Annotated in this window: 19 protein-coding genes; 12 read left to right on the top strand and 7 right to left on the bottom strand. The window is 41.5% G+C overall.

The features are described 5' to 3' along the window. The first annotated feature begins 17 nt into the window (after positions 1–17). From rpmE to ACOQOA_RS14065, 3 genes are all read left to right on the top strand, one after another. Entirely contained in the window at positions 18–236 is a 219-nt protein-coding gene (rpmE, locus tag ACOQOA_RS14075) for a 50S ribosomal protein L31 (RefSeq protein WP_155156636.1), read from the top strand. Between the two features lie 273 nt (positions 237–509). Beyond that, entirely contained in the window at positions 510–962 is a 453-nt protein-coding gene (locus ACOQOA_RS14070; protein WP_155156638.1) for an Hsp20 family protein, read from the top strand. Between the two features lie 344 nt (positions 963–1,306). Further along, on the top strand, positions 1,307–2,806 hold the full coding sequence (locus ACOQOA_RS14065; RefSeq protein ID WP_420549249.1) for a CoA-acylating methylmalonate-semialdehyde dehydrogenase: 1,500 nt from the start codon (positions 1,307–1,309) through the stop codon (positions 2,804–2,806). A gap of 76 nt (positions 2,807–2,882) precedes the next feature. Here ACOQOA_RS14065 and ACOQOA_RS14060 read toward each other — a convergent pair whose 3' ends face one another. The 3 genes from ACOQOA_RS14060 to ACOQOA_RS14050 form a co-directional block, all read right to left on the bottom strand. Further along, on the bottom strand, positions 2,883–4,358 hold the full coding sequence (locus ACOQOA_RS14060; protein ID WP_420549248.1) for a methyl-accepting chemotaxis protein: 1,476 nt from the start codon (positions 4,356–4,358) through the stop codon (positions 2,883–2,885). 191 nt (positions 4,359–4,549) lie between these two features. Next, positions 4,550–5,281, bottom strand: a complete 732-nt coding sequence (locus tag ACOQOA_RS14055) for a glycerophosphodiester phosphodiesterase family protein (RefSeq protein ID WP_420549247.1) — start codon at positions 5,279–5,281, stop codon at positions 4,550–4,552. Between the two features lie 13 nt (positions 5,282–5,294). After that, positions 5,295–6,260, bottom strand: coding sequence for a calcium/sodium antiporter (locus ACOQOA_RS14050; protein WP_420549246.1), 966 nt, complete (start codon positions 6,258–6,260; stop codon positions 5,295–5,297). Between the two features lie 353 nt (positions 6,261–6,613). Here ACOQOA_RS14050 and pabB point away from each other — a divergent pair, with 353 nt between their 5' ends. The 6 genes from pabB to ACOQOA_RS14020 all read left to right on the top strand — a co-directional run bounded on the left by pabB (position 6,614) and on the right by ACOQOA_RS14020 (position 12,360). Next, on the top strand, positions 6,614–8,146 hold the full coding sequence (pabB, locus tag ACOQOA_RS14045; RefSeq protein WP_420549245.1) for an aminodeoxychorismate synthase component I: 1,533 nt from the start codon (positions 6,614–6,616) through the stop codon (positions 8,144–8,146). Beyond that, on the top strand, positions 8,143–8,739 hold the full coding sequence (locus ACOQOA_RS14040; protein WP_420549244.1) for an anthranilate synthase component II: 597 nt from the start codon (positions 8,143–8,145) through the stop codon (positions 8,737–8,739). Before pabB ends, ACOQOA_RS14040 begins: the two co-directional genes overlap by 4 nt. After that, positions 8,736–9,512, top strand: a complete 777-nt coding sequence (locus tag ACOQOA_RS14035) for an aminotransferase class IV (RefSeq protein WP_420549243.1) — start codon at positions 8,736–8,738, stop codon at positions 9,510–9,512. The genes ACOQOA_RS14040 and ACOQOA_RS14035 overlap by 4 nt, the downstream gene beginning before the upstream one ends. Before the next feature lie 574 nt (positions 9,513–10,086). Beyond that, positions 10,087–10,866: an alpha/beta fold hydrolase gene (locus ACOQOA_RS14030; protein ID WP_420549242.1), complete on the top strand. Its 780-nt coding sequence runs from the start codon at positions 10,087–10,089 to the stop codon at positions 10,864–10,866. Positions 10,867–10,882: 16 nt separating this feature from the next. Continuing rightward, a complete protein-coding gene (locus ACOQOA_RS14025; protein WP_420549241.1) occupies positions 10,883–11,317 on the top strand; it encodes an acyl-CoA thioesterase in 435 nt (144 codons plus the stop codon). 122 nt (positions 11,318–11,439) lie between these two features. Continuing rightward, positions 11,440–12,360, top strand: a complete 921-nt coding sequence (locus tag ACOQOA_RS14020; RefSeq protein WP_420549240.1) for a hydrogen peroxide-inducible genes activator — start codon at positions 11,440–11,442, stop codon at positions 12,358–12,360. Here the strand turns inward: ACOQOA_RS14020 and ACOQOA_RS14015 are convergent, their stop codons facing one another. The 3 genes from ACOQOA_RS14015 to kynB form a co-directional block, all read right to left on the bottom strand. Continuing rightward, positions 12,361–12,984, bottom strand: a complete 624-nt coding sequence (locus ACOQOA_RS14015) for a glutathione S-transferase family protein (protein WP_420549239.1) — start codon at positions 12,982–12,984, stop codon at positions 12,361–12,363. It lies immediately after the preceding gene. 72 nt (positions 12,985–13,056) lie between these two features. Continuing rightward, entirely contained in the window at positions 13,057–13,902 is an 846-nt protein-coding gene (gene kynA / locus ACOQOA_RS14010; protein ID WP_420549238.1) for a tryptophan 2,3-dioxygenase, read from the bottom strand. Between the two features lie 29 nt (positions 13,903–13,931). After that, entirely contained in the window at positions 13,932–14,558 is a 627-nt protein-coding gene (gene kynB, locus ACOQOA_RS14005; RefSeq protein WP_420549237.1) for an arylformamidase, read from the bottom strand. A gap of 220 nt (positions 14,559–14,778) precedes the next feature. Here kynB and cysD point away from each other — a divergent pair, with 220 nt between their 5' ends. Both cysD and cysN read left to right on the top strand, forming a co-directional pair. After that, positions 14,779–15,672, top strand: a complete 894-nt coding sequence (gene cysD, locus ACOQOA_RS14000) for a sulfate adenylyltransferase subunit CysD (protein ID WP_155153453.1) — start codon at positions 14,779–14,781, stop codon at positions 15,670–15,672. 1 nt (position 15,673) lies between these two features. Next, positions 15,674–17,572, top strand: a complete 1,899-nt coding sequence (cysN, locus tag ACOQOA_RS13995) for a sulfate adenylyltransferase subunit CysN (protein WP_420549236.1) — start codon at positions 15,674–15,676, stop codon at positions 17,570–17,572. A 57-nt stretch (positions 17,573–17,629) separates the two neighbouring features. Here the strand turns inward: cysN and ACOQOA_RS13990 are convergent, their stop codons facing one another. After that, positions 17,630–18,916 carry an NAD(P)/FAD-dependent oxidoreductase gene (locus tag ACOQOA_RS13990; protein WP_420549235.1) on the bottom strand — a complete coding sequence of 429 codons (1,287 nt, stop codon included), beginning with the start codon at positions 18,914–18,916 and terminating at the stop codon, positions 17,630–17,632. Positions 18,917–19,151: 235 nt separating this feature from the next. Between ACOQOA_RS13990 and ACOQOA_RS13985 the strand changes: the two genes are divergently transcribed. After that, on the top strand, positions 19,152–20,711 hold the full coding sequence (locus tag ACOQOA_RS13985; protein WP_420549234.1) for an inorganic phosphate transporter: 1,560 nt from the start codon (positions 19,152–19,154) through the stop codon (positions 20,709–20,711). Positions 20,712–20,757: the final 46 nt, after the last annotated feature.

Here is a 20,757-nt window from a genome sequence, read left to right as displayed (position 1 = left end):
TTTGTAGGAGCCGAACAATGAAACAAGAAATCCACCCGGATTACCACTGGATCACTGTCGAAATGACAGATGGTACAACATACAAAACACGTTCCACATGGGGCAAAGAAGGCGACACAATGCGCCTAGAGATCGACCCAAAAGCTCACCCAGCGTGGACAGGCGGTCAGCAACGTATTCTTGAAGGTGGTCAAATGGCTCGCTTCAACAAACGTTTCTCTGGTTTCGGCCTATAAGAAACAGACTCCTTACATTTGTAAGTCAGAGTTTTGGAAAACCCGGATCATTTGGTCCGGGTTTTTCTTTTATCACAAATTTGAAAAATAAATCTTGAAAGCAAAAAATCCACGCCCATATCAATATGGTAACAATTGAAAAGGATGCCTAATGCTGGGTCCTTGAAGGTTACAGTAAATCGTTTCGTCGACCATAATACCCAATAGGATCAAATGGATCGGGTGGTGGCGTAACACTGACATTAATCGCTCATTGATAAGAGGATTTATATTATGCGAGATTTAGACTTTTCCCCATTATTCCGTAACGCAATCGGTTTTGACCGTATGGCACGCCTGATGGATAACATCGCCTCAGAAGGTGCAGGGAACAGTTACCCCCCATACAATATCGAACAGTTAGATGAAAATGGCTATCAGATTTCCATGGCTGTTGCAGGCTTTTCCGATAACGAGCTCGACATCGAAGTTCTGGAAAACCAACTCAAAGTGACAGGCAAAAAAGATCTGGATCAAGACTCAGAAGACCAGCGTAACTTTTTACATCGTGGCATCGCCCAACGCGCCTTTGAACGTCGCTTCTCATTAGCGGACTATATCAAAGTAACCGGTGCCAAACTGGAACATGGCCTGCTACATATCAAACTGGTTCGTGATATCCCCGAAGCCAAAAAGCCTAAGGCTGTCCAGATTGAAACATCTGCACCGAAATCTTTAGAAGCTTAAATAACTCTATATCGGACGCTATAGGTAAGTCCCCTCCCTCTTCCCCTATACTTGCCTATAGCAAAGGAATGCGCGTGGTCATTTGATCACGCGTTTTCTTTTGAAACCTGTATTCACAACTGCTTACCATACGCATGCGTATGTTTTTTATTCTTTACCTATTGCATGGAAACTTTTTTTCCCTATAGTACTGTCCAGAAACGCGGATTTCCGGCATTTATCAACTGGCCTATTGGTTTGCATAACACTGGCCCTTGAGAGTTGGAAGACGCAGATATAAACCGAATAACGGTAAAATTCTGCAATTTTGCAGGCGAACAATAAAAGTTGGTAGGAGTGCTTTCATGGCTGAAGAATTATTCCACTGGATCAATGGCGAACGCGTAAAAGGCAAAAGCGGTCGTTTTGGCGATGTGTTTAACCCGGCAACAGGCGAAGTAACAGGTCAATGCCCGTATGCGTCCAAAGAAGAAGTTGACGCAGCAGTTGCAAATGCAAAAGAAGCTTTTGAGATCTGGTCTGAGACACCAAGCGTGAAACGCGCACAAGTGATGTTCAAATTCCGCGAAATCATGCTACGCGAATGGGATAACCTCGCAGAAGCAATGGGTAAAGAACATGGTAAAACCCTACCAGACGCTAAAGGTGAATTGGCACGTGGCCTAGAGGTTGTTGAATTCGCAACAGGTATTCCACATCTTCTAAAAGGTGAGAATAGCCAAAATGTTGGCGGTGGTATCGATATCACTTCTATCCGTATGCCGGTTGGTGTTGTTGGTGGCATTACCCCATTTAACTTCCCGGTTATGATCCCATTATGGATGGGTGTTATGGCTGTTGCATGTGGCAATACCTATGTAAACAAACCATCAGAACGCGATCCATCTTCCTCCCTTATGCTTGCTGAAATGTGGAAAGAAGCTGGTCTTCCAGATGGCGTTTGGAACGTCATTAACGGTGACAAAGTTGTTGTAGATAGCTTGTTGCACCACCCAGATGTAGAAGCAATTTCCTTCGTGGGCTCCACAGGTGTTGGTGAATATGTTTACCAAGAAGGTTGTAAACATAACAAACGCGTTCAATCCTTCTGCGGCGCGAAAAACCACATGGTTATTATGCCAGATGCAGACATGGACAACGCAGCTGATGCGCTTGTTTCTGCTGGTTTCGGTTCTGCTGGCGAACGTTGCATGGCGATTTCCGTTGCCGTTCCAGTTGGCAAAGGTACACAAGAAGCGTTGATCGAACGTTTGGTACCGCGCATTGAAAAACTAAGCATTGGCGCATATGATGATCCAAATGCAGATGTAAACCCAGTGATTACAATGCAAGCTAAAGAGCGTATCGAAGGCTTGATCACATCTGGTGTTGAAGAAGGTGCTGACCTACTTGTTGATGGTCGTGGCGCACGTTTACAAGGCTATGAAAACGGTTACTTCGTTGGCGCATCCTTGTTCAACAATGTTACAGAAAACATGAACATCTATAAGACAGAGATCTTTGGCCCAGTATTATCTGTGACAACACCACAAACATATGAAGATGCGGTTCGCATGGTGAATGAGCATGAATATGGTAACGGTGTGGCAATCTTTACACGTGATGGTGAATCTGCACGTCACTTCCAACGTAATGTTGATGTTGGTATGGTTGGTGTAAACGTGCCGATCCCTGTGCCATTGAGCTTCCACACATTCGGTGGTTCCAAACGTTCTAAATTCGGTGATACACAAATGTATGGTCCAGAATCCATCAACTTCTTCACCAAGTTGCGTACAGTTAGCTCCCGTTGGCCAACAGGCGGCATCAAAGATGGTGTTCAACTGGCATTCCCATCTAACTAAGTTAGAAACGGAAGCAGAAAAGATTAAGGGCAGCGAATTCGCTGCCCTTTTTTCTTATAAGCCTGTTGTATGCGTTTTAGTTCAATGATTCCGAAGCTTCTTTCACCTTCAACACCGCACTGCTGACGAAATCAGTAGAAATCGCAATCTCTGTCATGCTGTTATTGATAGTATTCACACCATCAGCTGCCACATGCATATTCGACGACATATTTTGTGTAACTGCAGTTTGTTCCTCAATCGCAGCAGCAATTGCAGTTGAGATATCATTCACTTGTTCAATTGTGCTTGAAATTGACCCAATTGCCGCAACAGAATCCCTGGTAGATTCTTGTACCGCAGAAATCTGAGTTCCAATTTCATTGGTCGCATTTGCAGTTTGACTGGCGAGGCTTTTCACCTCATTTGCCACAACAGCAAATCCTTTACCTGCATCTCCCGCACGGGCAGCTTCGATCGTCGCATTTAAAGCTAATAAATTGGTTTGTTCTGCGATGTCATTAATTAATGCAACAACTTCACCAATTTTCTGAGACGCTTCTGCCAAACCGGAGATCACATTATTTGTATCTTCTGCTTGTGCCACAGCAGATGCAGAAATCTCACGTGCGTGGGATACTTGCGCGCTAATTTCCCCAATTGATGCAGCAAGTTCTTCTGCACCTGTCGCAACAGCCTGTACATTCTCAGATGCAGATTCAGATGAAATTGTTGCAGCCTCTGTCTGGTTCATGACTTTATTCACGGATTCAGTGATCTGAGAAAGATCAATATCGATTTGATGCTGTAAATCCTGACGTCGCATGCGATCATTCATCTGATCTGTAATATCCACAGCATATTTTACCACCTTGAACGGACGACCATTCATATCAAAAATTGGATTGTAGGACGCCTGTATCCAGATTTCCTCACCATTTTTTGCGATACGCTTATATTCACCTGCCTGATATTCACCACGTGCTAACTTCGCCCAGAACTCTCTATATTGTGGTGTATTCTTTTCTTTGGGGTCCATAAAAATACTGTGATGTCTGCCTTGCACCTCAGATTGTTGATATCCAACAGCCCCTAAGAAGTTCGAATTAGCTTCAATAATAGTGCCATCCAGTTCAAAGGAAATGACGGCGTTGGATTTTCCAATCGCCTCAACCTGCCCTTGATAGTCAGCATTTTGCAATTTTTGCGCGGTGATATCCGTCGCAAATTTAATAACCCCATAAGGTCTTCCGTTTTTGCCTATCAGGGGATTATAAGATGCCTGTATCCAGACTTCACGTCCGCCTTTGGCAAGGCGGCAATATTCGGCTTGTTGAAATTTACCCGTTTTAAAGCCAGCCCAGAAATCTTTATAATCCTGACTATTCTTATAATCAGGCTCCACAAACATACTATGATGTTTACCTTTGATCTCTGATAGACTGTATCCCATTGCATTCAGAAAATTCTGATTTGCATCCATAATTGTCCCTTGCAGGTCGAATTCAATCACTGCTTGAGATTTGTTAATTGCGTCAATCTTATCGGCTAACTTGCTATTTTGAAGAAACATTTGATCCCCTTCCCAATAGGGTCACGATCCACAGATCATGCCCTTGAGATAATCCATTATTTTATAGAGGGGACATAGCAAATTTAGAATCATTTTACGAATCTAAAATGAGCACTAGTACATTATTTTATGATTATATTTCAATAACTTCTAATATAATTAATATATTAATTAGCGCAAATTATACGCTTTTATTTTAAGCCCTTCATGCGATCAGGATAGTCGGTAAAGATCCCATCGACACCCCAGCTTATAAGCTCTGCGGCGCGATCTTTATCATTCACTGTATAACAACGTACCGGTGAGCCAGAATCGATAAAGGCCTTACATTGTGTTTCTGTGAGCTTATCCGAATCCACATGAATGGCATCAGCCTTCAAGCTCTCAACCTCATCCTGCCAATTGGATGGAATATCCTCCCAAAGGATCGCATGTTCCACACGTGGTAAAACCTCATGTGAGGCTGCAAGTGCATCACGGTCAAAGCTTGAAATAATCGGGGATGGTAATTGGCTAGGCCAGTTATCACGCACATATTCTGCAATTTTACGGCCTGTTTCTTGTTCAAAACCTTTGTCAGGTTTCAATTCAAGATTTACGCCCATATTCAAGACAGTCAAAAGGCTTAAGAATTCAGATACCGTTGGTACGGTTTCACCAATAAATTCGTCACTAAACCAGCGCCCTACATCCAAAGCCTTAATCATATATAAGGGGGTTTCAGAACAAGTACGTTCTGCATTCGCTGTGCGACTGAAATCGTCATCATGGGATAAAACGATCACACCATCGGCAGTCAGTTTCAGATCAACCTCAACCCATTTGCACCCCAATTCAGCCGCTTTTGCGATTGCTGACAAAGTATTTTCTGGTGCATGACCTGATGCACCACGATGACCGAAAATTTTTGATGAAAGCGCCATAATTCTAATTCCCTTAACTCATCAAACCCGGAATACGGAATGCCAAGCTGCCGATATAAACAAAATAAGCAACTAGCAAAAAGGCTGCATCCCAACGACAGATTTTATAATCTTTTAACAATAAAGGCCCCAATGCCAGACAAGCTGCCATCATTACCCAAACATCGATATGTGCAATATCATCTGCAATTTCCAACGGTGTAATCATCGCAGTGATACCAAGAATGGATAGCACGTTAAATAGACATGAACCTACCACGTTACCAATGGCAACATCTGTATGGCGACGCATTGCAGCAACTGCAGTTGCAGCAAGTTCAGGTAAAGAGGTACCTAACGCAACAATGGTCAAACCAATTACAGATTCAGGAATACCAAAGGAAGTTGCGATATTTACAGCCCCGATCACAAGGATATTTGCACCACCGACAAGACCGATCAGGCCTAAAAGAATAAAGGCTGAAATAACGAACCAGTTTTCTGGTACGTTTTGCATCTCTTCTGTTTCTTTTTCATGAAGCTCAGCAGTATTGTCCTGTTTCTTATCTTGGTAATAAGACCAAACAAGATACGCAACCAATGCACTTAACATCATTGCGCCTTGCCAGAACACGATCCAACCTGTCATCGCCAAGCCAGTCAGCAATGCCATAGCTAAGACCATCGCGGTACCATCTCTGCGTAGCGCTTTTGGCTCACATACAAGCGGGCAAATCAAACCGCCCACACCAAGGATCAAAAGAATATTAGAGATATTACTTCCAACAACATTGGCAATCGCCAAATCAGGTTGCCCATGAAGTGCTGCTTTTACAGTTACAAGCAATTCAGGCGCAGAGGTACCAAATCCAATAACGGTCAAACCAATAATCGCAGGACTTACGCCAAGTTTTTTAGCCAAAGCAATGGCGCCGCGTAAGCTGATTTCACCGCCAACAAACAACAAAACCAAACCTGCAATAATATAAATAAAATCCATAGACCCAGATACCACTAATATAACGTGTCGATATAATTTTTATACCGTCTTCAATAAACAGACAGACAGGTCTAGACAACCCATCTTTTGCAGAAAGATGTTAAACTTTTCCTGTCGATTTGCGGGAAAACTGCTTTCATGACCTGAATATGAGGTGTTCAACTTAATTTACAAGTCCTTGCCAGCGCGCCAAATGTTTTTCTACGTTCAACTTCTCGTAACTATTCGTTCCCTATAATCAGTTCACATGGTCGGAATTCATTTATTTTTGAAAATATACTCCGGAAAAAAACTGGAAAATTCTCGTAACACCAAGTATATGTCGCCCAAAGATCATAAATGGGTATAATGATTTGTTACTTTATGACCTTGTCGACAAATATATTCGACCCAAAGACAATAACGTGAAGACAGGCAAAGAAATGGCATTTCCTGCCCTTTATAAAGAAATCCCGTATCAAGATCCTTCATTGGTTTTTCCAATCCTAGAACAGGAAAACCATCCTCTATTCCTAGATAGCGCGATGGCGGACCCGCGTTTGGGGGCTGTTTCTTATATTGCAATTGATCCATTTATTATCTTTGAAGCAAAAGAAGGTCATTGCCAGCAAAATGGTAAAGAAATTGATGTTCATCCCATTGATCATCTGACAGATCTTTTAAACCATTACCATTTGGAACGCCTTGAAGACGAAAATGTTCCTCTTTTCCAAGGCGGTGCGGCAGGATTATTTAGTTATGATTTGGGATGGTATCTGGAAAAACTACCTACTCACCAAGGCAATGATGCAAATATCCCTGAATTGGCAATTGGCCTATATGACCTGGTGTTAGCGTTTGACCATAACCAACAGCGTAGTTGGATTATTTCCACAGGACAAAGCTCTAATCATGCTGAACCAGATGTGAATCTGGCTGAAAAACGTTTGTCTTACTTGCAAGATTTATTGTCACAGGCAGATAATCTCGATTGGCCGGATCAAATCATTCCACCTCTGACTTGGCGAACAGACCTCAGCCGCCAAGATTACGAAGATCAAGTTCAAAAAGTGATCGACTACATCTATGCGGGTGATATTTTTCAGGCGAATTTATCTCAGCAATTTCGTGCGACTTTACCTGAAGGCTTTAATCCGTTGGCCTTCTATAAAGCATTGCGTAAAGTCAACGCGGCCACTTTTGCAGGCTATTTAAAAACCAACGATATGGTGATTGCATCCTCGTCACCAGAACGTTTCATCAAAGTGCAAGATGGGCAAGCAGAAACACGACCAATCAAAGGTACTCGCCCGCGTTTTGATGATCCAGAACAAGACCGTGCATCTGCAGCAGATTTACTAGCCGCAGAAAAAGATCGCTCTGAAAATGTCATGATCGTAGATCTGCTACGTAATGACTTATCAAAAAATTGTGCCCCACATACTGTTACAGTCCCTGAACTTTGCGCGCTTGAAAGCTATGCCTCAGTCCATCATTTGGTATCGAGTGTAACAGGTCGATTAAAGTCTGATCGCAACAGTCTTGACTTACTCTCAGAAGCCTTCCCTGGTGGTTCCATCACAGGTGCACCCAAGTTACGTTCCATGGAAATAATCGCTGAACTGGAACCTTGGCGTCGCGGAGCTTATTGCGGCTCTCTTGGTTTCATCAGTTTTGCTGGTGATATGGACACATCTATCCTAATTCGTACAGTCACGCTCAAAGATGGTGTTGCCCGCTTTAATGTCGGTGGTGGTATTGTTGCTGATTCTATCCCGGCCAGTGAATATGAAGAAACCCTTGTTAAGGCGCGTGGGATTTTTGATACATTTGATTCAATGAGCTCCGGACAGTCCGTTATCTTATCGGGTATTGGTGAAGAGAAAACATCAAAGGTGGCATCATGATTCTTGTCATCGATAACTATGATTCCTTTGTTTACAATCTAGCACGCTATTTTGAGGAATTGGGACGCGACGTCAAAGTTGTTCGTAACGACGCACTTCGCCTTGAAGAAATCGGAATTTTAAACCCGGAAGCAATTGTTATTTCGCCTGGCCCTTGCACACCAAACGAGGCTGGTTTGTCTCTTGAAATTATAAAAACCTTTGCACCAAGCATCCCTATATTAGGCGTATGTCTTGGCCATCAAGCTATCGGTCAGGTTTTTGGCGGCAACACAGTTCGTGCATCCCAGCCAATGCATGGAAAAACCAGTGATATTGAACATGATGGAAATGGCCTCTTCACGCACCTACCATCACCGTTAACGGTAACCCGCTATCATTCTCTGGTTATTGATCCGGAACTATCTGCCTCTTCTCCGTTGCGTATTCAATCTCAAACAGCAAATGGCGATATTATGGCTGTTTACCATCAAGAATATCCCGTGTATGGCGTTCAGTTCCATCCAGAAGCCGCCCTAACGCAAGGGGGCCATAAATTGATAGAAAACTTCCTGCAAATCACTGACCATTTTTGGCAGGAAAAAGCCGCATGACATTTTGGATTAATGGTGAACTTAAAAAAGATTCCTCTGCGATTGCTATTAATGATCGCGGTTTTCTACTAGGAGACGGACTGTTTGAAACCTTCTATGTGGATAATGGCTATGCTTGCGAAGTTGATGAACATCTAGACCGACTAAATCAGAGTCTGAATATTCTAGACATATCTTGCCCCTACTCCAAAGCAGAGCTTAAGCACGCAATTCAATCTTGCCTTAGCGCAAATGAAATAAATTTTGGTTCTTTACGCTTGACGGTTTCCAGAGGAACCGGACCACGTGGATTACTGCCACCAAACGATTGCCATAGCACAACGCTTATTACTTGCGCTAAAGGGCATATAAAACGAAATGAATTTCCAGCGATTAATCTGACAATTTCCAAGATCAGGAGAAATGAAACCTCTCCAACTAGTCGTTTAAAGACAATTGGTGGTTATCTGGATAATATTTTAGCGCTTAAAGAAGCTAAAGACGCTGGCTTTGATGATGCCATCTTGCTAAATACCAAAGATAAAATTGCTTGCACAACCAGTGCGAATATCTTTCTTAAAATCGATGATGCTTGGCATACACCGCCAAAAGAAGATGGCATTCTACCTGGGATTTATCGCGATATAACTATTCATAAACTCAAAGTTGAGAAACAAGTTATTCTTGAGCATTGTCTTTCCCTATCTGATTTGGATATCGCTGATAAGATATTGATTTCAAACTCACTTATTGGATTAAGAGAAGTTTCAAGTGTGAATATTAATAAAATCTAATTTTACTGTGCAATTGTACAATTAGTATTATTATTACAATTTTAAATAATTTTTTGACATTTACTTAGAATTGATCTAACGTTTCATTATTAATCTACCAGTGTCTACCCCATGGGCCCATAACCCACCCTTACCCAACACCCGGGCCCTGACACTCAATAAAAAAGACCCCTGTTCGCCTGAGCCGTCTATAATTTAGACGGCTCATTTGTTTTTCAATATATATAATGCGACTTATCTTAGGTTGAATTTTTATCATCTATAAATAGAAAATATTTTCATGGAGCAGAAAAACAGGAAAAAACAAGCAAAAAAAGTTTCATTTTTGTTAATTTTTTGCTTTGCCAAATTCACATATAGGGGTAACTTTCTTTCAGCGCAGGTAAGCGAGTTGAACAGGGGACACGGTTCAGAGTCGGAAATAATCCAGACCAACTGTGTATCAACAAGCAAAAATGCGAGAGAGGTCGTCCTAATAGAGACGGCCTCTTTTCATATCTACGTCATTTTGCAGCGATATTTTATATGCCATTGTATAAATGAAAATCATATCAATTTATATGGGGAGGCCATCATGCCATTCAATACTTTTGCATCAGATATTTCCTTAACCTTGCATGGCGAAGCAAATGAGAACCCAACCATCCTATTCCTACATGGAGCTGGTATGGATCATTCCGTCTGGTCGGAACAAATTCTTCCTCTTAAAGACGCTGGTTTTCAAATTGCTGAACTGGACCTCCCCGAACATGGTAAAAGCAAGGGAGAGGCCGCAACCAGCATTACAGATATGGCTAAAGACGTAATTGATATCATCGATGCTTCTGGATTAAATGACGTATTATTAACTGGCCATTCCATGGGTGCTTTAATCTCGTTGGCTGTTGGCGCATCTGGAAATAAAAACATTTCTTCTATATGTCTGTGTGGCATTTCCAGTCGCATGCCTGTTCATCCGGATTTATTAGGTTTGGCGGAAGCAAATGATATTGCTGCTGCAAAAATGATTGCGAAATGGAGTTACGGTAGCGCCTTATCTGATGACATAAAACAAGATCGAATTGAGACATCCATCGCGTTGGTTGATGGTTGTGCTGATGGCGTACTTGGAAAAGATATGAATGCTTGTAATGACTTTTCAGAGGCGCAAGAACTAGCGGAGAAAATTGATATCCCGGTCCTTCTACTCCTCGGAGAAGAAGATAAAATGACCCCTGTTAAGGGTGGCGAAAAACTGGAAGCAATGCTTTCCGAAAGTCATAAAGTAATCTTACCTATGGCTGGACATATGATGATGCAAGAAGATGCAGAAGGCTTTAACAAAGCTCTTATGGATTTTGCAGGCATAGAGTAATTAAGGCACCTCTTTTATGTCAGAAAATAGAGAGCTCACACGTCAAGATTTCAAGCATTTTTTATCCATCCCCACACGATGGATGGATAACGATGTTTATGGGCATGTGAACAATGTCACTTATTACAGCTATTTCGATACCGTTGTGAATGAACATTTGATGAGGCATGCAGGGCTTGCTCCCAAGACGAGTAAGGAAATTGGCTTAGTTGTAGAGACTAAATGTAAGTTTCTGGAAGAACTGTCCTTCCCGGAAACCATTGATGCAGGTTTACGAGTTAGCAAATTAGGAAATAGCAGCATCATTTACGAAATTGGCCTTTTTAAACAAGCGAAAGATAATCCATCAGCCATTGGTCATTTCGTACATGTATATGTTGATAATGAAGACAGACGCCCGGTTACGATTCCTCAGCGAGTACGGAAGGCTGTCGAACCTTTACTTGTTTAGGAAGTGATACTCTTCTTTTACTTCTTCTAATTCATTAGACAAATATCTAACAATAAGTATGATAGCGGCTTATTATCGAAAAAATCGATAAATCCAATTTTCACTAGGATTTACGTTCCGCAATGCCTTTACCAACGATCCGCCAGCTTCAATATCTACAAGCCGTGTCCGAAACACTAAATTTCAGTCTCGCTGCAGATCAATGCTTTGTGACGCAATCCACGCTTTCCTCTGGCATAAAAGAATTAGAAAACATGATTGGCGCACAAGTTGTAGAACGAACAAAACGTAAAGTCATGCTCACTGATATTGGCAAGGAAGTCTTACGTAAAGGCAATCAAATCATAGAATTGGCTCAGGAAATTGAATATGTTGCCAAAGAAAGAGATACACCTCTAAGCGGTCCTGTGCGCCTTGGTGTTATTCCAACCATTGCACCGTTTTTATTGCCCCAGTTATTGCCGGACCTACAAACGGAATATCCGCAGGCAAAATTTTCAATTCAGGAAGATCTTAGTGCCAATCTGATACAAAAACTGCAAACCGGAAGACTGGATATCCTACTTATAGCCCTGCCATATGAATCTGCCGGCACGAAAACTTTTGTTTTATGCGATGATAGCTTTGTTTTAGCGGAACCGATATCTGAAAAGAATATCGATACACCTTTATCAGTAAGTGATATTACAAGAGACGATCGTCCTCTTCTCTTGCTTGAAGATGGCCATTGCTTAAGAGATCATGCGCTATCAGCATGCCGTTTGGATGTTGCATCTGATGAATTTCGGGCATCTTCTTTACACACCTTAGTTGCCTTGGTCGCCCAAGGATCAGGTGTCACCTTATTACCGGAAATAGCGTTAAACCAAAATTCATCAGGTAACTTAACCAAGTTCTCTGGCTTACATTTGCGCCGATTTAAAGATCCACAACCGATCAGACATATTGGACTGTGTTGGCGCCAAAGCAGTAGTCGTGATTCTGATTTCACATTACTTGCAACATATATGAAAGAATGGATGAAAAAGCATCGGATGCAATAATTAAGCTGCTATATGCCTGTAAGTGATAGGTTTATAGCCATCTAATGCCTCTATCCGCTTTATCCAATCCTGTATAGCTGGATATCGATCTAATTCAAAACCGCCTTCTTCCGCAACATGCGTATAAGCAAATAACGCTATATCCGCGATACTGACATCATTTCCGACAAGCCATCCAGAAGGGCTATATTTAACGCCCATTTCGAGAATATCCAAAGCCTCATATCCTGCTTTTTCTTTTTCTGGAACGCGTTTTTTCTGTTCATCGGTCATTTCAATATAATGGCGCCAGAATCTTAAAACCGCGATATTGGGTTCATGAGAATATTGTTCAAAGAAAAGCCAACTCATGACTTGTGCCTGAGCAAAATCATCTTCTGGCATCAACGCCGTATTGCGTGCTAAATAAGTCAGAATGGCATTGGATTCAAAAAGGATTCGACCATCTTCAATCTGTATAGCAGGAATTTTTCCCACGGGATTGATCTTCAAAAACTCTTCTGATCGTGTTTCACCTTTTAAAATATTCTTTTCAATTAATCTATAATCGAGCCCAAGCAAATGCAGGGTTAATCTAACTTTATACCCGTTACCAGATTCCAGAAAATCATATAAAGTGAACATCAGAAAAGCTCTTTCTCGTTAAGTGAAAGAATTGAAACTTATCCCAATTCTTTCACATGCGATAGAGTGATTTTAAAGAGATGCTCTTAAATCCCAAAGTTCCGGAAAGAAACAATACTGCAGCGCTTTTTCAAGATAGTTAATCCCTGCGGTTCCCCCCGTACCTCTACGATGCCCAATAATACGAGAAACTGTTTTCAAATGACGAAAGCGCCATTGCTGAAAACTATCTTCCAGATCAACAAGCTTTTCTGCCAATTCATACAAATCCCAATATTCTTCAGTATTGTGATACACTTTGCTCCATGCAGCTTCTACAGAAGCATTTGCTTTATGACGTTCTGTCCAATCTCGTTTAAAAATAGCCGGATCAATATCGAAACCACGGCGGGATAACAACAGGATAGCTTGATCATACAAACTTGGGTCAGATAAAGCTTTTTCTAGCTTATCACGTAAATCATCACGATGTGCATGCGGTTTCAATAAAGCACGATTTTTATTACCCAGACGATATTCTATTTCGCGATATTGATAAGATTGAAACCCAGATGATTGCCCTAAACTATCTCGAAAACTTAGATAATCTGCTGGTGTCATAGTAGCAAGAATACTCCAGCTCTGGATCATTTGAGTTTGGATTTTCGAAACACGGGACAACATCTTAAAAGCCGGAGAGAGATTATCTTCAGCGATAAGTTTCTGTGCAGCAGCAACCTCATGAATGATTAACTTCATCCATAATTCAGTTGCTTGATGAATAATAATGAATAGAGGCTCATCATGTTCTGAACTTTGTGGATATTGTGCCGATAGGATCTTATCTAACCCTAAGTAATCCCCATAAGACATTTCACCATCAAAATTTTCATGGGCGCCTTCCGGCATTACCTGTTGATCATTAAAATCCTGACTCATCATATACCCCGTTTATAATCTGTTTAATTTTAAATTTCTCTTAAAATCGCGCGTACTGGCGCGGCATCCAAGTTAGCCAACTTTAACGGCAAAGCTATCAATTCATATTTACCCGCAGACACATCATCCAACACAATGCCTTCTAAAATAGATAGACCATGTTTTTTCACCATATGATGTGCATCCAAAGTTTTACTGTCTTGTGGGTCCAGAGATGCTGTATCAACACCAACTAGATGTACATCTTTTGAGGCTAACCATTCTATTGTTGCAGCTTCAATTGATATAAAATTTGAATCCCATGCGTGTTGTGGCGCATATTCATAGGTCTTAAATAAAACCTTCTGAATATTTTCTTCAAAAACATTTTTCACATTAGCAATAGAGATGGGGCGGGATAAACCAGTTAAATCGATAACCTGACAAACTCCTAAATAACGATTTAAATCCATTTCCCCCGCTTTTATTCCATGGGGATCATAATGAAAAGGCGCATCCACATGGGCCCCGGTATGAGTCGACATGGTATAACGAGATACATTTACGGGACAATTCTCATCCAATTCCCAGGTACGCGTTTCTTCATAAGCGGTATCCCCAGGCCAAACAGGTATGCCTGGCTGAAGAGAAGGACTTATATCCCAAATCTTTTTCATGATCTTGACCCCAATTAAATCAATATTTTACCCTACATAACACTCTACCATCAAAATCACAAAATTCATTTATTCTACATTATTTTTTTGTTTTAATTTTAATTCAACAAATATTACTTGTTTAATTTGTAAGAATACCTATTTTAGGCTAAAGAAATAAAAATGTTCCAATAATAGTTATTTTCTGGAACGCATCATAATAAATTGGAAACAAACTCACATGCTAACTCATTTGCGTGCGCTTGAAGCTGAAAGTATCCACATCATCCGTGAAGTGGTTGCTGAATTTGAAAATCCGGTGATGCTTTACTCCATTGGTAAAGACAGTGCCGTTATGTTGCATTTGGCTCGGAAAGCATTTTATCCGTCCAAGCTGCCATTCCCATTACTTCATGTGGATACCACATGGAAATTTAAAGATATGATCGAATTTCGTGATCGTACAGCCAAAGAATATGGTTTTGATTTGATCGTGCATAAGAATGAAGAAGGTATTAAAAATAATGTATCTCCATTCACTCATGGTGCACTTTATACAGACATTATGAAAACCGAAACCTTGAAACAAGCTTTGGATAAATATGGTTTCGATGCAGCTTTTGGTGGTGCCCGTCGAGATGAAGAAAAATCACGTGCAAAAGAACGTATTTTCTCTTTCCGTAACGAAGAACATCGTTGGGATCCAAAAGCGCAACGTCCTGAACTTTGGAATTTATATAATGCCCGTGTAAGTAAAGGTGAAAGCATCCGTGCCTTTCCGATCTCCAACTGGACTGAGCTCGACATCTGGCAATATATCTATCTAGAAAACATCGACATTGTTCCACTTTATTATGCTGCGGAACGCCCTGTGGTTGAACGTGATGGCAACCTGATCATGGTTGACGATGACCGCATGCCGTTAAATCCAGGTGAAACTCCAGAAATGAAATCTGTTCGCTTCCGTACCCTTGGTTGCTATCCGCTTACCGGAGCCGTGGAGTCTGGCGCAGATACTTTACCTGATATTATTCAAGAAATGTTGCTAACAAAAACTTCCGAAAGACAAGGGCGCGTGATCGATCATGATCAAGCTGGCTCAATGGAAAAGAAAAAACAGGAAGGATACTTCTAAGATGGCACATCAAGACGCACTTATCTCCGAAGATATTCTTGCCTATTTAAAAACGCAGGAAGAAAAAAGTCTTCTTCGTTTCATCACTTGCGGCAGTGTAGACGACGGCAAATCCACTTTGATTGGTCGTTTACTTTGGGATTCCAAACTCATTTTTGAAGACCAATTAGCGGCTCTTTCCAATGATTCCAAAAAAGTTGGAACGCAAGGTGGTAACATCGATTACGCTTTGCTATTGGATGGCCTGCAAGCAGAGCGCGAACAAGGTATTACTATCGACGTTGCCTATCGCTTTTTCTCGACAGATAAGCGTAAATTTATCGTCGCAGATACACCTGGGCATGAACAATATACCCGGAATATGGCAACTGGCGCCTCTACCGCTGATTTGGCAATTATTCTTGCGGATGCACGTAAGGGTGTTCTAACACAGACCCGTCGCCATAGCTTTATCGTTTCTCTTCAAGGCATCAAAAATGTTGTCTTGGCAGTGAACAAAATGGATTTGGTTGATTACGCCGAAGATCGATTTGAAGAAATCAAAGCCGAATATGCCGAATTCGCAGAAAAACTTGGTCTGGAAAATATTACCTATGTGCCAATTTCTGCATTGGAAGGTGATAATATCATCGAAAAATCTTCGAATATGGATTGGTATCAAGGCCCTACCTTGATGAATCATTTGGAGACAGTGGATAATACATCTTACTTGCATGAATCTCCATTCCGTATGCATGTACAATGGGTAAACCGTCCAAATCTTGATTTCCGCGGATTTAGTGGTTCTATTTCAGCTGGTATGATCAAACCAGGAGATGAAATTCGCGTTGCGCCAAGTGGCAAAACCAGCACGGTGAAAACCATCACAACATTCGATGGCGACTTACCTTCTGCTGAGGCAGGTCAGGCTGTTACCATTACTCTGGATGATGAAATTGACATTAGCCGTGGTGACTTGCTGGCAACACCAGACCATCCACCAGCAGTAGCCAACCAATTTGCAGCTCATTTGATCTGGATGACCGAAGATGAAATGCTTCCTGGCCGTCGCTATCTGATTAAGATGGGCGGTAACACGATTAATGCGCAAGTTTCTGAACTGAAACACAAAATCAATGTAAACAACCTGGAACATTTAGCTGGTAAAACACTTGAATTGAACGAAGTTGGCTATGTGACTATTAGCTTGGACAAAGAACTTCCGTTTGATCCATTTGAAGAAAACCGCCATACAGGTAACTTTATTCTGATTGATCGTTTTACCAATGCCACCATTGGTGCCGGTATGATCAAGCACCCATTGCGCCGGGCTACAAATATTCATTGGCAGGCTTTGGATGTAGATAAAGAAAGCCGTTCTGAAGCTAAAAATCAAAATCCAGCGGTTCTATGGTTTACGGGTCTATCTGGGTCCGGCAAATCGACCATCGCTAATATTGTCGAAAAGAAACTTCATTCTATGGGTAAGCATACCTATACGTTGGATGGTGATAATGTACGTCACGGATTGAACAAAGATCTTGGCTTTACTGATGCAGATCGTGTGGAAAATATCCGCCGTATTGCAGAGACATCCAAATTGTTTGTGGATGCAGGCTTGATCGTTTTGACATCCTTCATTTCCCCATTTATCAGCGAACGTCGTATGGCACGCCAATCTGTTGCTGAAAACGAGTTTTTGGAGATTTTCGTCGATACACCTCTGGAACTTTGTGAGAAACGTGATCCGAAGGGCTTGTATAAAAAAGCTCGCGCAGGTGAAATTACGAACTTCACAGGCATTGATTCAGATTACGAAACGCCACAAACGGCAGAAGTTATCTTGAAAACAGCCGACCTTTCCGCAGAAGAAGCCGCAGATCAGGTAATCGAGTATCTAAAAAATAACGATTACATCTAAGCTTCACAAATAAAGATAAAAGAAAAGCCGCAGAATATTTTCTGCGGCTTTTTTAATTTATCCTCGCCAGATTTTATATTCATCTTGCAGGTATTTCATCACGTAATAAGCTTGTGCTGCAACCGGACCAAGAAAGCTTCCTGCATAAGGCAATCCAAATGTTTGGAATAACTTGTAATCTTCACTACCTTCCGAAAGCGCCCGTGCGATAACTTCACCACCCATTGTAGTTGCGGCCATACCATGTCCGCCAAATCCAGTATTATACCAAACTTGATCATTAATCTTTCCAATCATAGGCATACGATGGCTGGCATAGGCCATTTTACCTGACCATGATGTTTCAATCTTCACATCCGCTAAATGCGGATAAACACGCAGCATAGATTTACGCATAATTTCAGCAACTTTATGTGGCGCAACCGGGAAAGCCGTAATACGTCCTCCCCATAAAATACGCGTTGATCGATCTGGAATAGGACGCCAATAATCACATGAGATACGCTCATCAATCACGGAATAAGCAAGATCCGTAACTGTTTCTTGCAAACGATCTCCTAAGGGCTCTGTCACTAGCACATATGTGGTGATCGGCATGGTTGCCTGACTAAGCTTTGGATATAGGTTTTTAATATAGCCACTACAGGTCAAAACAATCTGATTTGATTTAATCTTTCCTTTTGGTGTTTCAACAATAACTTGCCCGCCCTTATCATTGATTTTTAAGGCGGGGCTATCTTGATAAATTTCAACCCCCGCTTTTTTAGCTAACTGCGCGATATTGAGGGAGTAATTCAAAGGATGAAAATGAAAAGCATCCGGATTAAAACGAGCCCCTTTATACGCTTTCGTTTTATAATGATGTTGAGTTTTTCCTATATCCCAATACTCATAGTTAGTACCAAACTCTTCATTACTTTTTACAAGTTCCTGTGGGGCTGTTTGGGATTGGTCCCATAGATAACCTTCGATATTACCATGAACCACCTGACAATCTATTTCTGCATTACTTGCCCGTTCACGCACCAAATTTAAGGCATCCTGATCCAGCTTATGCATAGCCATCATATTATCATGACCAATCTTCCGGATCAGAAAATCTTTGTCACGATTAAAGCCGCCCGATACAAAACCACCATTGCGCCCTGAAGCGCCCCAGCCTATCTTATTGGCTTCGATCAAAATGACTGATTTACCACGTTGCGCCAAGCCTAATGCGGTATTCAAACCGGCTAAACCGCCCCCAATTACACAGATATCTATGGACTGATCGCCTTCCTGCACGGGATAATCAGATGATACACATGTTTGGCTATAATAGCTTTCAACGTAATTTTCGAACATTTGACCCTCAGTTAAAAGAATATTTATTTCCATCTACTGAAATCCACAAAGGAATGCAAATGCAATTAAGCCTCTTTTTCAAGGAAACCAAGGAATATGGGAAATTGTTTTATGTATTTTTTATTGCAACTCACCTCTCATCACGATACCAATAGCCACAAATAAGCTATTGGTGAAATAGATAGCTAATATAAATTCCGTTGATAATGATTTAATTGAGAGACTCACGAGCGATATGAACACGCTGAATGAATTTCAGAACGTAACCTCAAACCGACGTCGTGAAATGTTACGACTTGCCGTGGCTGCGGTCTTTATTGTCCTGATCACAATCTATACTGAATTCCTGTCTACAGGTATTGAAAATGGTCACCTCCTAATTGTTGCCGGCGTTATTGGCGCTTATATGGCGATGAATATTGGTGCCAATGATGTAGCAAATAATGTTGGTCCTGCCGTTGGTTCTAAAACCCTTACCTTGGGTGCGGCAATTATCATTGCTGCAATATTCGAGGCCGCAGGCGCTATAATCGCAGGTGGTGATGTTGTTTCAACGATCAAAAAAGGGATCATTGACCCCTCTGCAATCTCTGATTCAGCGACCTTTATCTGGCTCATGATGTCAGCTTTATTGGCTGGTGCATTATGGCTTAACTTCGCGACATATTATGGCCTCCCCGTATCGACCACCCACTCTATCGTTGGTGGCGTTTTAGGGGCAGGCATAGCTGCAGGCGGTATCAATGTTGCAAATTGGAGTCAGATGGGATCTATCGCGGCCAGTTGGTTTATTTCACCTGTTTTAGGTGGATTGATTGCAGCAGGCTTCTTAATGCTTATCAAACACCGGATTAACTATAAACGCGACCGAATTAAATCCGCACGGAAATGGGTCCCTATTCTGATAGCGATTATGGCATGGGCATTCAGTACCTATTTGATCATGAAGGGCCTAAAGAAAATCGTTAAGATAGACTTTGATATGGCTGTTCTTTACGGTTTCGGGATTGCTGCAGTTATTTATGCGATTGTAAAACCAATGATCCGTCGTGCCTCAGAAAATTTGGAGAACACAAAGAAAAGCATCAACAAGCTTTTCACTATTCCTTTAATTTTCGCAGCAGCTCTCTTAAGTTTTGCCCATGGTGCGAATGACGTCGCCAATGCCGTTGGTCCGTTAGCTGCGATTACAGATTCACTTATCCATGGTGAGATTAGTACAAAAGCTTCTATTCCTCTTTGGGTAATGCTTGTTGGTGCAATCGGCATTGCTTTAGGGCTTGCATTATATGGTCCAAAACTTATCCGCACAGTTGGATCCGAGATCACAGAACTAGATCAAACACGTGCTTTCTGCATCGCGATGGCCGCCTCAATCACGGTGATCATTGCAAGCCAGCTTGGACTGCCTGTAAGTTCCACACATGTGGCCATTGGCGCAGTATTTGGTGTTGGTTTCCTACGTGAAGCAATTAAAAGGAATTACCATAAAAAGATTGCCAAGATAAAAGCACATTATGCAGATGAAGAATCCTATGCTTTAGATGCCTTCCTTGAAGATTTTGAAGATGCCGACTTCAAAGAAAAAGGCAAAATGATGCGTAACCTTAAAGCCAAAGGTAAGCGTATGGGACTTTCCAAAAAAGACCGTAAGGCACTTAAGCAGACCTATAAAAACGAACTGGTTGCACGTTCTGCGGCTTTAAAGATTGCGTCAGCATGGATTATTACCGTGCCTGCATCTGCAAGCTTAGCAGCTATTATCTTCTATGTGATCCAATTTGCGACAAGTTAGAAGTTAACCAAAAATTTTATATTGAAATATGAAAAGCCGGATTGAT

Origin of the sequence: Curvivirga sp. (genome assembly GCF_965219885.1) — a bacterium.
Classification (GTDB): Bacteria; Pseudomonadota; Alphaproteobacteria; order UBA8366; family Aestuariispiraceae; genus Curvivirga.
This window is presented reverse-complemented; position numbering and strand designations above follow the sequence as displayed.